The following is a 12642-nucleotide window of genomic DNA, read 5'->3' on the forward strand; positions in this document are numbered from 1 at the left end:
CCAGTATCGGCTACTCGCTACGCTGAACCTGTAACGGGGGCCGTCCGCCGGTCCCGATCTCCACAAGCAGGGGGACCGCCGCATGCTTCGGGTGCTGATGATCCTGGTGCCGCTGGCACTCAGCATCTATGCGTTCATCGACTGCATCACCACCGATGAGAAGGACATCCGGTACATCCCCAAGCCTCTCTGGGCGATCCTCGTACTGCTGTTCCCGCTCGTCGGTTCCATCTCCTGGCTCGTCGTCGGCCGGGACCGCACGGCCGCCCGGGGCTCCTCGGGCGCCCGCCGGGGCGGCTGGGTCGCCCCGGACGACAACCCCGAGTTCCTCAAGTCGCTCAAGGACGACACGAAGGGCGGCGAGGACGCCGGCACGGACGGCACGGGCCGCGACGAGGAGGCCCTCCTCAAGGACTGGGAGGCCGATCTGCGGCGCCGCGAGGAGGAGCTGAAGCGGCGCGAGCGGGACGAGGACGCCAAGGAGTGACGGGCCCGCGGGCCGCCTCGGGCGGGGGTCAGCGCAGAGCGGCGGTGAACGCCCGCCAGGCGTTCCGTCCGATGCGCAGGGTGGGACCCTCGGGGTCCTTGCTGTCACGGACGGGGACGACGCCGGGGGTACCGAGGGCGACTTCGATGCAGTCTCCGCCGTTTGCCCCGCTGTAACTGCTCTTGATCCAGGTCGCCGCGCTCAGCTGGTGGCTGTCCATGATGCTCGTACCCCTCCATCACGTCGCTGATCAGGACGGCGGACTCGCGAGCCGACGGAGCATCAGCCCTGAGCACATCATAGGTCTGGCCGTGGCGACCGTAGACGGACGGATCGTCGTTGAAGTGGCCGTGGTCCAGGGATTCCGAGTAGACCCAGTTGTGCCCGCCGGGCAGCGTGATGAGCGACAGGGGCGTATCCGGCCGGTCGATGTCGGACCGGTCCGCCGGGGCCACCTGAATCCGCACATTGGGCAGTCGGCCCACGCTCAGCAGGTGCGCGCACTGGTCACGCATCACGGCAGGGTCCCCCACCACGTTGCGCAGACAGCTCTCGTCCAGGACCACGACGTACAGCGGCCCGCCCGGGGTCAGGAATCGCCGCTGCCGGCTCAGCCTCGCCCTGACGCGGTGCTCGACCTCGTCCGCGTCCGCGACGCGGCGGGCGAACAACGCGTGCGCGTAGTCGGGCGTCTGCAGCAACCCCGGAACGACATGGGTCTGGTACGCACGCACCGCCACGGCCTCCGCGTCCATACGGGCCCGCCGCTCGAACCAGTCCGGATGCTCGACCTGGGGGTACCAGTCGATCCGGCCCCACAGCCGCAGGAGCACCCCGCCCGTGCCGAGGAGTTCGTCGCAGGCCTTGGCGAAGACGTCCTGCGGCACGCGCGTGCCCGCCTCCACGCGGGCCACGTGCGAGCGGTCGCACGGGATCTGCCGCGCCAGCCCGTCCTGGGTGAGGTCGGCCGCCTCACGGAAGTGCTTGAGGACCTCGCCGAACACGGCGGCCGTCGTGGCCGCCGACCCGCCCTCGGCATTGCGTCGGCTCACCACGTCCCCCTTTGTGACAGTGGGCCAGTGTCACGCGTCGGATCTTGATCCGGACCGTTCCCCTCGGCGACTCTGAGTACACCCGAAGTCACCAAACGTGAGGATCGACACGGTGGAAGCGACGGCACAGCCCGACGGGTGGGAGCCCGGAGACCTCGTCCACGACCCGGCGACCGGCCGGGTCGGCGAGTACCGGGGCACGGCGGGCCCGTACGCGATGCTGCGGCCGGTGGGCGGCGGGCGTGAGTGGCCGGCCGACCCGGGACGCATCCGCGCGGCCACGGCGGACGAGCGGCTGACCGCCGCGCTGAAGGCGGCGAACGACCGTTCCGAGCGCGCACGGTGACGGTCCGGCAGGAGGACGGTCCGGGCCGCCCGCCGGTGCCCGTCCCGGGCTGCGCGGCCTGCACGGAGCTGGCCGTCCGGCGCGACGACGCCCGCGCCCGGTACAACCGCAGCGCCGAGACCGACGCCGACGTGCTGCTGAGACGGCATCTTCGGGGCGGGCACGGCCCGTAGGGGCACGCCCGAGTGCCTCACCCGACGAAACGCGCGGGCCGCGTGGCCAGGCCCATCAGGTGTTCCAGCGGCCCGCGCCGGAAGAAGCGGGACCAGACGAGTGCCAGGGCCGTGGCGGCCGCGACGAAGCCCAGCAGGACGTGCGGCCCGGAACCGGGCAGCTCCTCGATGCCGAGGAGCCGAATTCCGACGACATGGAGGACGTACGCGGTCAGGGACATGGTGCCGACGGCGGTCACCGGGGCGGCGAGGCGGCGGAAGCGGGGCAGCCGGTCGGCCGCCGCGACGCAGCAGGCCAGCACGGCGAGGGCGACACCGGTGTGGGCGATCACGGACAGGGTGCTCTCGCTGTGCGGCGACGCCGTCCACAGCCAGGCCGCCGTGTCGCCCTCCGGGTAGCCGGCCGCGTCCGACCACCAGAGCGACATGACCGGGCCGGAACCGTAGCCGTTGTCCTCGACGCTCGCGGTGAGGGCGGCACGGACACCGGGGACCAGGTGCAGCGCCAGCCACGAGCCCCCGTACCCGAGGACCGCGAGCCCCGCACCCGCGCCGGCCAGCCGGAGGCGGACCGCCGCGGACGAGAGGTCGAGGCGGCCGACCGCCGTGCCGGCGAGGACGAAGGGGATCCAGGCGGGAGCCGGGTAGCTGCCGGTGACGAACAGCTCCAGGAAGCCGTCGGTGCCGCTGACGCGGGCGAGCGGGTCGTACCGGACGACGGCGTCGGCCCAGGTGCCCTCGTCGGCCGACTGCTGGACCACGTACAGGAGTTGGGGGAGCAGCAGGGCCGTGACCGCGGCGAGGGCGGCGAGGGCGGCCGGGCGCAGCCGGTGGAAGGGCAGCACCAGGACGAAGAACAGGCCGTAGTACGCGAGGATCACCTCGACCGGGGTGCCGGTGGACGTGAGCCAGGTGCCGAGCACGAGCAGGACGAACGCGCGGATCAGTACCTTGGCGACGGCGCGGCGTCCTTCGCGGCCGGTCCTCGGCGTGCGGCCGCCCGTCATGAGGGCGATCGAGAGGCCCGCCAGGACGGCGAAGAGGGCGGAGGCGCGGCCGTGCGCGAGTTCCATCACGAAGCCGGTGGGCCCGCCGTCGGAGGGGTCGGGGCCGACGTGGGCCGCGTACATGCCGAGGACGGCCAGGCCGCGGGCCAGGTCGACGCCGACGACACGGCCCGCGGCGCGGCCGGGCCCGGGCGTGCCGCCCCGACCGGCCCCACCGCCCTCCACGCCCCCGCCCACTCCGGCGGCTCCGACCGGACCGGGGGCTCGGGCGGGCCCGGCGGCTCCGGGGACGTCGGGCGGCGGCTCGGGCGTCGTCGGGTGCGGCGAGGGTTCGAAGGCGTTTCGCTTCATGCACCGAGACTGGAGAAACCCCAGCTCAGAGCGCATCCGCCGAGCGACGGGCGGACCCCCGCCGGTCGGCCGGAGCCACCCCGCCGGGCGGCGGAGGCCCAGTACCGCCCCACCCGCCGGATCCCTACGCTGGACCCGGAGCCGAGGAGCGGGACGGCGGGCCGGGGGGGCGGGACACGAGTGATCCGGGTTCAAGTGGTCGACGACGAGGCGCTGATCCGGTCCGGCTTCGAGCTGATCCTGGACGCGGCCGACGACATCGAGGTCGTCGCGACGTCCACCGGGGCGGAGGCGGCCGGCACGGTGGCGAGGCTGCGGCCCGACGTGGTCCTGCTGGACATCCGGATGCCGGACGTGGACGGACTGACCGTGCTCCGGGCGATCCGGGTGATGCCCGCGGCACCCGCGGTGGCGATGCTGACCACCTTCGACTCCGACGAGTACATCGTCACGGCCCTGAAATCGGGCGCCGCGGGCTTCATCCTCAAGGACACCGAGCCGGAGCAGCTCGCCTCGCTGGTAAGGACGCTGGCGGCGGGCGGGGTGGTGCTGTCCCCCAAGGCCTCGCGGTCGATGCTGCGCGCCCACCCGGGACACCCCGCGGAGCGCGACCGCGCCGCGGATCCGGAGGTGCGGCGGGTGGGACTGCTCAGCGGCCGGGAGCGGGAGGTGCTCGTGCTGGTCGCCGAGGGGCTGTCCAACGCCGACGTCGGAACGCGCATGCACCTGAGCGCGGGGACGGTCAAGGACCACGTCAGCGCGATCCTCACCAAGTTGCGGGTGGGCAGCAGGGTGCAGGCGGCGCTCCTCGCGCAGCGGGCGGGACTGCTCGGCGGGGACCCGGGGTGCTGAAGCCGCGGGGAGCGGGCCGGCGCCCGGCGGCGGGCCTGGCCGACGTGCTGCTCGTCGCCTGCGCGGCCCTGGACGTCCGGCTCCAGCTCGACCACGCCGATCCGCTGGAGCTGGCCCTCTCCGCCCTCGCCTGCGGCGCGCTGACCGTGCGGCGGCGGATCCCGCAGGCGGTCTTCCTGCTCTCCCTGCCCGCCGCACTGTTCTCGTCGGTCGTCGTGGTGCCGCTGGCGGCCCTCTACACGCTGGCCGAGCGCAGCCGCAACCGGCCGCTGCTCGTCGCCTGCGCGACCGCCTCCGCGGTGGCCTCCGCGCTGCCGTGGCCGCTGTCGGACTACGCGTCGGACGACCGCATCTGGACCTTCATCGACTTCGTCTACCTGCTGGCGACCGCGGCGGCCCCGGTCTTCCTCGGCCAGCTCGTACAGGCGCGGCGGGACGTCTCGGCGCGGCTGGCCGAGGTCGAGGAGGTGCGGGAGCACGAGCGGCGGCTGCACGCGCAGGGCGTGCTGGCCCGCGAACGGGCGCAACTGGCACGGGAGATGCACGACGTGGTCTCCCACCAGGTGAGCCTCATCGCGGTGCGGGCGGGCGCGCTCCAGGTGGGCGCGAAGGACGCCGCGACCAGGGAGGCGGCCCGGACGATCCGCCGGCTCAGCGTCACGACCCTGGACGAACTGCGGCACATGGTCACCCTGTTGCGCGCGTCGGGCGGCCGGTCGACCGAGCCGACACCGCAGCCGACGCTCGCCGAGCTGCGTCAACTGGTGGACACGAGCGGCATCGACGTGACGCTGGCGGGCGAACTCCCTCCCGGCATCGGGGCCCCGGCCCAGCGCGCGGTCTACCGGACGGTCCAGGAGGCCCTGACGAACGTCCGCAAGCACGCGCCGGGGGCGAGCGCCACGGTCGCCCTCTGGCACGAGGGCGCCGAGCTCGGCGTCACCGTCGTCAACACCCCGCCGACCCGTCCCGTGCTCCGACTGCCCAGCGCGCGGCACGGGTTGGTGGGACTGGCGGAGCGCGCCGAGAACCTCGCGGGCGCCTTCGAGTCGGGCCCGACCCCCGACGGCGGCTACCGGGCCCGCCTGAGCCTTCCCGCCACCGGGGACTGACGCCGGCTACGGCTCACGGTCGAGGAAGGCGGCGACCGTCGCACTGAAGCGGGCCGGGTCGTCCAGCCACGGGAAGTGGCCCGAGCGCGCCTGGACGACCGTCTCGGAACGGGGGAACAGCCCCGCGATCGTGGCTGCGACCCTCGGCAGGGGGCCGCTGTCCCACTCCCCGGCCAGCACGAGCACCCGGGCGTCCAGCGAGGCCACGGCGTCCCGTACGGCGGCGGGGTCCGCGAACGCCCCCGCCGACGCGTACACCCGGGCCGCCCCCTCGTTGGTCTGCGCCTCCTCGGCCGCCGCGTGCGCCCGTGCCGCCGCGTCCCAGCGACCGTGGAAGAACGGCGCCGCGGTGTCGAAGTCCGAGTCGTCCGCCGTGCCGTCCCAGATCCTCGCGTACGCCTCGTACGCCCCCTCGAACCACGGTTCCGCGGTGCGCAGGGCCGCCGCCTCCAGCCGGTGCTCCGGGGTGAAGTCGACGCCGAGCGCCCGGGCCCGCGCGGTGACGAGGGTGAGCGTGCGGACCCGTGCGGGGTACCGCGCCGCGTACAGGATCGCCAGGTCGCCGCCCGCCGAGTGCGCGAGCAGGTCGAACCGCTCCAGGCCGAGGTGGGCGCGCAGGGCCTCGACGTCACCGACCTGCCGGTCGCAGCGGTAGCCGGCCGGGTCGGCGGGCACCCCGGACGCGCCCGTCCCCCGCAGGTCGGCCAGGACCAGCCGGCGGTGCGCGGGGAGTCCGCCCAGGTCCCCGAGGTAGCGGCCCGCGCGCATCGGCCCGCCGGGCAGGCAGAGCAGCGGCTCGCCCTCGCCCTCGACGCGGTGGGCCAGTTCGGTGCCGTCTGCGGCGGTGAAGGAGGGCATGCGGCCCATCCTGGTGACGTCCCGCGGCACCGGCAAAGGGTTTACCCGGTTGACGGCGGGGCCCGGGCGCGGTTGCCTGCTGCGATGACCGATCTTCGTATCGAGCGCGCGGGCACCGACGACTCCGTACTGGCGGACTGGAGGCACGTGCACAACGTGATCGTGCCGCCCGCGGTCCTGTCCCCCGACGAGGTGCGCGAGCGGGCCGGGCGCAACGTCATGGAGGTCGCGTACCGCGGCGACGAACTGGTGGGGTGCACCACCGTGCGGCCGCCCACGGACGACGACGGCACGGCCACGGTGATCGCCCGGGTCCTCCCGAACCACCGCCGCCGGGGAATCGGCGGGCAGCTCTACGCGCGAGGGCTGGCGCAGGCCCGTGAACTGGGCGCCCGGACGATCGAGACGGTCGTGCTGGCGGCCAACACCGACGGCCTGCGCTTCGCCGGGTCCCACGGCTTCGTCGAGTGCGACCGGTACGTGCTGCCGGGCGGCACCGCGCTCTGGATCGACCTGCGGCTGGTCTGAGCCGCCGGTGGTGCCCCGCCGCGCGTTGCCGCGGTGTCCCGGCCGCAGCAGAGTGGTGACGTGGACGACATGGAACGCATCGACCGGGCGCGGGCACGCGCGTGGCTGGCCACCGCCGTCGAGGAGGCACGGGCCGGCCTCGCGGAGGGCGGGGTGCCCGTCGGGGCCGCCCTGTACGGGCCGGACGGCACGCTGCTCGGGCGCGGCCGCAACCGCCGCGTCCAGGACGGCGACCCCTCGGCGCACGGGGAGACCGCGGCCTTCCGCGACGCCGGACGGCAGCGCTCGTACCGCGGGACGACGATGGTGACCACGCTGTCCCCGTGCTGGTACTGCAGCGGACTGGTCCGGCAGTTCGGGATCTCCCGCGTCGTCGTCGGCGAGGCCGAGACCTTCCGCGGCGGCCACGACTGGCTGGCGGAGCACGGTGTGGAGATCGTGCTGCTCGACGACCCGGAGTGCGTCTCCCTGATGCGCGGCTTCGTCCGCGACAACCCGGCCCTGTGGAACGAGGACATCGGTGAGTGACCCGTGCGGCGGGCTCGAATCGATCACCGTGTCCTCGACAGGCTGACCGATTCTGCGGTCAGCCTGCGACGCGAGAACGGACAGTTCCGTGCACCGGACGGGCATCATCTCCCCTACTCCGAAGCAACTCCCCCTTCCGGCTCCGCTGTTGATACACCTCACAGCAGTACGGAGAACCGGACCGTGCCAGGGGGGGATGCGGTGCAGACAGGGCTGCAGGGCCGAGGGGCGCTGTTCGACACGGACCCGCCCGGGCTCGCTCCGAGACTGGTCGGCCTGCCCGCGTCCGAGCACCGGCCGGGGGCCGGCGGACCCCCGGACGACCTTCCGTTCGTCGTGCTCACGGGCGGACGCGGCCTCGGCAAGAGCGCGGCGCTCGGCGAACTCCTGGCCGCGTACAAGGGGCACACGCCGGTCGCGCTGATCGACTGCGAGGACCGGCAGTTCGCCGGGCCGCCCCCGCGGCGCCCGCCCGGGTCCTGGTCGGCCGTCTCCCAGGCGCTGCTGGCCGTCGCGGAGCAGCTCGCCGAACCCGCTACCGGCGCCGGGCGCATCCCCTTCCCGCGGCTGACGGCCGGGCTGCTGGCCGTCGCGGCGAGCGGCTGGGGCGACCGGGACCTGCCGCGCATCCGGCAGGAGGCCGAGCGGGTCCTCCTGCTGAACGACACCGGGTCGTGGCGCGCCGGGATCGCGGGCCGGTGGGTCGGCCGGGTGTCGGCCAGGCTCACCGAAGCGCTGTCGGGCACGGGACCCGTGGTCGAGCCGATCATCGAGGCCACCCTCGAGGTCTTCTCCGAGGGCGTCTCGCCCACCCACCGCAGGCTGCGCAGGGCCGCGACCTGGTACCGCGACTACCCCAACGCGGCCGGCAGCCCGAAGCTCGGACTCGTCCTGCTCTCCGGGCACTTCCGGACGGACGGCGACTCCCGCACGCACGCCGAGCACCACCTCGTACGGGCCCTGCTGGCCGACCTCGGCGACGCGTACGCGGGCGCCCTCCAGCGCAGCCAGCGCCCCGGCCGGCCGGTCGTGCTGATCGACAACGCGCAGACCGGGCCCGGCACCGGACTGATCGGCTCGGTGCTGCGCGACCGGGCCGACGGCATCGCCGACCGCGTGGTGTTCTTCGCCGGGCTGCGCGCCCACGGGCACCCCTCCCTGCTCAACGCGACCCGTCGCGCCCTGCCCGAGGTGGCCCGCTCCAACGGCTGGGCGCACGGCGGGACGGCCTCCTCCGGCGCGCTGCTCGTGCCACTGCCGCCGCTGTCCGCCGACGACACCGCGCACATCGTCGGCACGGCCTGCCGGGGCGTGCCCGTACCGCCCCTGCTGCCGCCCGCCACGCACCGCCTGACCGGAGGCAGCCCGCTCGGCACGGCCCTGCTCGCCGAGTCCGCGCGGCAGAACCTGCCCCGCGGGGCGGCCTCGCCCGGGGAACTGCTCACCGCGGGCCTGTCCCTGCGCGGGGAGCACGGCACCCGCCCCGCCTACCGCGAACTGCTCGACCGGCTGATGCCCGGCGACCACCCGGACGAGCTGACCGTGCTGGCCGCGGCCCACGACCGCGCCTCGGCGTGCGCGCTGGCCGACGCCCTGCTGCCGGACGGCTTCGGCGCCCTCGGCGTCCTGGGCCTGGAGGAGCGACTGGCGGCGGAGGGGGTGCCGGCCGCCCCCGGGTACTTCGTCGGCGACCCGTTCCTGCGGACCCTGCTGCTGCTGGCCCTGTACCGGCGCGAGCCGGGCCACGACACCTGGCGGTCCGCCCACCGCACGCTCGTCGCCCACTACGCGCCCGCGCCGGGCGCCGGGGCCGGCCGCGCCCGGCACCGGCTGCGCCACGAACTCGCCCTGGGCACCACCGGGCCGGCCGTCGCTCATCTGCGCGACGGCTTCCACCGCACCGGCGCGGACCAGTGGCTGGCGGAACTGGCCGCCATCGCCTCGGCGCCGTACCCGGGTCCGCACGGACCGGACGGCCCCGGTCCGGACGACCGGACCGAGATCGCGCTCGGCGGCACGGACGCCGACACGCGCCCGCCGGACGGCGCGGACGCCGGCCTGCACCTGCGGGTGCGCCGCCTGCTGCACGGGGTGTGGCAGGTCCGCGACCCGCTGGCGCTGCCCGTTCCGGCGGTCGCCGAACGGCTGGGGCGCGAGCTGGAGCAGTTGGCCGAGCTGCGCCCCGCGGACGGCGAGGCCCTGCGGCGGGCGTCCCGTGACTGGCCCGCCGACGCGCTGGCCGCCCTCCCGCTGCGCCTGCCCGGAGACGACGAGGGCCGGCTCCCGTGACGGGTGTCACGGGAGCCGGCCGCGGGTCGTTCGGGGGTGCCTGGCTCCGGGGAGCGGGCGGTGTCCCGCTCAGCCGACGTCGGCGTAGGAGTGCTTGCCCGAGACGAAGATGTTCACGCCGTAGTAGTTGAACAGCCAGCAGGCGAAGGCGATGAGCGCGATGTACGCGGCCTTGCGGCCCTTCCAGCCGGCCGTCGCCCGGGCGTGCAGGTAGCAGGCGTAGGCGACCCAGGTGATGAAGGACCAGGTCTCCTTGGGGTCCCAGCCCCAGTAGCGGCCCCACGCGTCGCCCGCCCAGATGGCGCCCGCGATGATCGTGAAGGTCCACAGAGGGAAGACGGCGGCGTTCACCCGGTACGAGAACTTGTCCAGGGACGCCGAGGCGGGCAGCCGCTCCAGTACGGAGGTCGCGAAGCGCCCCGGCCTGCCGCCGGCCGCGAGCTTGCTCTCGTACGAGTCCTTGAAGAGGTACAGGATCGTGCCGACGGCGCCCACGTAGAAGACCGCTCCGCAGAAGATCGCGGTGGAGACGTGGATGTAGAGCCAGTACGAGTGCAGGGCCGGCACGAGCTGGTCGCTGGCGGTGTAGAGGACCGTGACCGCGAGACCGAGGTCCAGCAGGACGGAGGTCACCAGCGGCAGGCCGAGCCAGCGGATGTTCTTCTTCAGCGCGAGCAGCCCGAGGTACACGCCGACGGCCACGGTGGAGAAGGTGAGGTTGAACTCGTACATGTTGCCCCACGGCGCCCGCTGCACCGACAGGGCGCGGGCGAGCACGCCGGCGAACTCGATCAGGAAGGCGAGCACGGTGAGGGACACGGCGATCCGGCCGTACAGGTCCCCCTGCACGTCCCCGCCGTGCGCGCCCGGTCCGTCCGGCACGTCACGGGCGCCCGCGGCGGCTCGCGTGACGACCTTCGGCCGCTCCAGGACGGCGGTGCCGCCCGCCTTCTGCACGGTGACCGCGGGAGCCCGGCCCGTGTCCTCGCCGGCGGTGAGCGCGGCGGCCGTCCGGCCGACCTTGCTGCGGCTGCCGAAGAGCCATTCGGTGATGTACGCGAAGAAGGCCAGCGTGTACACGGCCATCGCGGAGTAGATCAGCGTGTTGCTGAGGTTCGCGAGGTTTTCGTTGGTCGCGGCGGCCAGCTCCATCGCGGCGGCGGGAGTCACTTCGTCTCAGCCCCTTCGGCGGCGGGTACTGCGGGAGGTTCGGGGGTGGGTTTCCCGGAGTCCGGCTCCGGCACGGTATCGGTCTCGGGCCCTGTCCCGGGCGCGGCTTCAGCCTCAGCGGCTCCGGCCTCCGCCTCAGCGGTCCCGGGCCCGGCGGGCGGGGCGTCCGCTCCGGCGGGCGGGGCGCCCGGGGCGAGGTCGTAGAGCTGCCCGGCCAGGGCGCCCAGCTCCTCCGGGACCTTGGCGGACTCGCTGCGGCCGAGCCCGGCCATCTCGACCACGGTGACGCCGTCGGGCCCGGTGGTGGCGCGGACCCAGACCCGGCGGCGCTGGATGAACAGCGAGCCGGCGAGGCCGAGGATGGCGCCGAGGGCGCCGGCGAGCGCCCAGCCGCTGCCCGGCTGCTGGGTGACCTGGAATCCGGCCCACTCCTTGACGTCCTTCTCGAAGGTGATCGAGCCGGCGCCGTTCGGGAGCTTCATGGTCTCGCCGGGCAGCAGCCGCTTCTTCAGCAGCTTCCCCTCGGAGTCCTTGAACTCCTTCATGTTCTTCTTGTCGAGCTGGTAGACGCTCTGGGGCAGGCCCGAGTCGACGCCCAGGTCCCCGTGGTACGCGGACAGCGCCAGCACCGGGAAGTCGAGCGCGGGGAACTGCGAGAGCATCTCGCCCTTGCCCGCTCCGGCGAACGTCGGCACGAAGAAGGCGTTGAAACCGAGCTGCTCCTTCACGCCCTTGGCGTCGCGGTACCCGTCGAGGACCTTGATCGCTCCGGAGGACGTGACGTTCGCGTCGAGCGGCAGCATCGGCACGGCCTGGCGGTGGACGACCTCGCCCCTGCCGTCGCGGACGGTGACGACGGGCGCGTAGCCGTGGCTGACCAGGTAGACCTTCGAACCGTCGATCTCCAGCGGCTCGTTGACCTTGACCGTCCGCCGCCGCTCCGCGCCGTGCGCGCCCTCGCGGTAGGCGACCTCGGCCTGGTACGTGCGCGGGGTGCCCCGGTTGGGGCCGGTCCGCTCGTAGGTGCCGGTGAACGACTTGAGCACGAAGCTGAACGGCTCCAGGTCGTCCGTGGTGAACAGGTTCCCCGACTTGAAGTCGTCGTACTGCGTGAGCGTGTTGGCGAAGCCGTCGCCCTCGATGACCAGCTTGTTGCCCTCCGACTTGAAGAGCTGGCCCCAGGCGAACGCGATCAGCATCACGATCAGCGCGATGTGGAAGGCGAGATTGCCGACCTCGCGGAGGTAGCCCTTCTCGGCGGCGACCGCGTCCCCGGCGGCGTGCGCGCGGAAGCGGCGCGAGCGCAGCAGTTCGAGGGCCGCCCCGCGGACCGCCTCGGGCTCGGCCCCGGTGCGCCAGGTCGTGTACGCGGGCAGCCGGGTGAGCCGCCGCGGGGCGCCCGGCGGACGGCCGCGCAGCTGGCCCACGAACTGCCAGGTGCGGGGCACGATGCAGCCGATGAGCGAGACGAAGAGAAGGATGTAGATCGCGGAGAACCACACCGAGCTGTAGACGTGGAACAGCCCGAGCTTCTCGTAGAGCGGGCCGAGCGTGGTGTGCCGTGCGAGGAAGTCGGCGACCCTCGTGGGGTCAGTGCCGGACTGCGGGATCAGCGAACCGGGAATCGCGCCGAGCGACAGCAGGAAGAGCAGGATCAGGGCGACCCGCATCGAGGTGAGCTGCCGCCAGAACCAGCGGGCCCAGCCGACGACTCCGAGCGCGGGCAGGTTCGGCGCGCCGTCACGGGGCGCCGCGTCCTCCTGCGGGGCGGTGGAGAGCTGGGAGCCCGCCGTGGTGAGGTCCTCGCGGTCCTCGGCCGTGGCGGAGGCAGCGGAGGCGTCCGCGCGACCCGTCCGGTCCGTCCGGTCCGTAGATGTGTTGCTCATGGA

General features: G+C 74.1%; 14 protein-coding genes. 8 read left to right on the forward strand and 6 right to left on the reverse strand.

Annotated features, from left to right (window positions below):
- Positions 1-82 precede the first annotated feature (82 nt).
- Complete coding sequence (locus tag IE265_RS30745) at positions 83-487, forward strand: PLD nuclease N-terminal domain-containing protein (RefSeq protein WP_190039010.1); 405 nt, start codon at positions 83-85, stop codon at positions 485-487.
- Positions 488-515: 28 nt separating this feature from the next.
- Here the strand turns inward: IE265_RS30745 and IE265_RS38700 are convergent, their stop codons facing one another.
- Together IE265_RS38700 and IE265_RS38705 are read right to left on the reverse strand one after the other, a co-directional pair.
- On the reverse strand, positions 516-635 hold the full coding sequence (locus IE265_RS38700; protein ID WP_229916740.1) for a DUF397 domain-containing protein: 120 nt from the start codon (positions 633-635) through the stop codon (positions 516-518).
- Positions 592-1539: a helix-turn-helix domain-containing protein gene (locus tag IE265_RS38705; RefSeq protein WP_229916734.1), complete on the reverse strand. Its 948-nt coding sequence runs from the start codon at positions 1537-1539 to the stop codon at positions 592-594. The genes IE265_RS38700 and IE265_RS38705 overlap by 44 nt, the downstream gene beginning before the upstream one ends.
- Before the next feature lie 112 nt (positions 1540-1651).
- Here IE265_RS38705 and IE265_RS39155 point away from each other — a divergent pair, with 112 nt between their 5' ends.
- Entirely contained in the window at positions 1652-1885 is a 234-nt protein-coding gene (locus tag IE265_RS39155; protein ID WP_190039012.1) for a hypothetical protein, read from the forward strand.
- Positions 1882-2058 (forward strand): hypothetical protein, encoded by a 177-nt coding sequence (locus tag IE265_RS39160; RefSeq protein ID WP_308434834.1) that lies wholly within the window; start codon positions 1882-1884, stop codon positions 2056-2058. The genes IE265_RS39155 and IE265_RS39160 overlap by 4 nt, the downstream gene beginning before the upstream one ends.
- Positions 2059-2075: 17 nt before the next feature.
- Here the strand turns inward: IE265_RS39160 and IE265_RS30760 are convergent, their stop codons facing one another.
- Positions 2076-3416 carry a DUF418 domain-containing protein gene (locus IE265_RS30760; protein WP_190039013.1) on the reverse strand — a complete coding sequence of 447 codons (1341 nt, stop codon included), beginning with the start codon at positions 3414-3416 and terminating at the stop codon, positions 2076-2078.
- 180 nt (positions 3417-3596) lie between these two features.
- Between IE265_RS30760 and IE265_RS30765 the strand changes: the two genes are divergently transcribed.
- Positions 3597-4268: a response regulator gene (locus IE265_RS30765; RefSeq protein ID WP_190039014.1), complete on the forward strand. Its 672-nt coding sequence runs from the start codon at positions 3597-3599 to the stop codon at positions 4266-4268.
- Entirely contained in the window at positions 4262-5380 is a 1119-nt protein-coding gene (locus IE265_RS30770; RefSeq protein ID WP_229916736.1) for a sensor histidine kinase, read from the forward strand. The genes IE265_RS30765 and IE265_RS30770 overlap by 7 nt, the downstream gene beginning before the upstream one ends.
- A gap of 6 nt (positions 5381-5386) precedes the next feature.
- On the opposite strand, the gene IE265_RS30775 is transcribed toward IE265_RS30770, so the two are convergent.
- Positions 5387-6238 carry an alpha/beta fold hydrolase gene (locus IE265_RS30775; RefSeq protein ID WP_190039015.1) on the reverse strand — a complete coding sequence of 284 codons (852 nt, stop codon included), beginning with the start codon at positions 6236-6238 and terminating at the stop codon, positions 5387-5389.
- Positions 6239-6322: 84 nt separating this feature from the next.
- On the opposite strand from IE265_RS30775, the gene IE265_RS30780 reads away from it, so the two are divergent.
- The 3 genes from IE265_RS30780 to IE265_RS30790 all read left to right on the forward strand — a co-directional run bounded on the left by IE265_RS30780 (position 6323) and on the right by IE265_RS30790 (position 9583).
- Complete coding sequence (locus tag IE265_RS30780) at positions 6323-6766, forward strand: GNAT family N-acetyltransferase (protein WP_190039016.1); 444 nt, start codon at positions 6323-6325, stop codon at positions 6764-6766.
- Between the two features lie 69 nt (positions 6767-6835).
- Positions 6836-7294, forward strand: coding sequence for a nucleoside deaminase (locus IE265_RS30785; RefSeq protein ID WP_190039064.1), 459 nt, complete (start codon positions 6836-6838; stop codon positions 7292-7294).
- 201 nt (positions 7295-7495) lie between these two features.
- Positions 7496-9583 carry a hypothetical protein gene (locus IE265_RS30790; protein WP_190039017.1) on the forward strand — a complete coding sequence of 696 codons (2088 nt, stop codon included), beginning with the start codon at positions 7496-7498 and terminating at the stop codon, positions 9581-9583.
- 69 nt (positions 9584-9652) lie between these two features.
- On the opposite strand, the gene ccsB is transcribed toward IE265_RS30790, so the two are convergent.
- Together ccsB and resB are read right to left on the reverse strand one after the other, a co-directional pair.
- Entirely contained in the window at positions 9653-10735 is a 1083-nt protein-coding gene (gene ccsB / locus IE265_RS30795; protein ID WP_190039065.1) for a c-type cytochrome biogenesis protein CcsB, read from the reverse strand.
- A gap of 14 nt (positions 10736-10749) precedes the next feature.
- Positions 10750-12639 carry a cytochrome c biogenesis protein ResB gene (gene resB / locus IE265_RS30800; protein WP_190039018.1) on the reverse strand — a complete coding sequence of 630 codons (1890 nt, stop codon included), beginning with the start codon at positions 12637-12639 and terminating at the stop codon, positions 10750-10752.
- Between the last annotated feature and the right edge of the window lie 3 nt (positions 12640-12642).

The sequence above is a fragment of the Streptomyces fructofermentans genome (assembly GCF_014651055.1).
Taxonomy (GTDB): Bacteria; Actinomycetota; Actinomycetes; order Streptomycetales; family Streptomycetaceae; genus Streptomyces; species Streptomyces fructofermentans.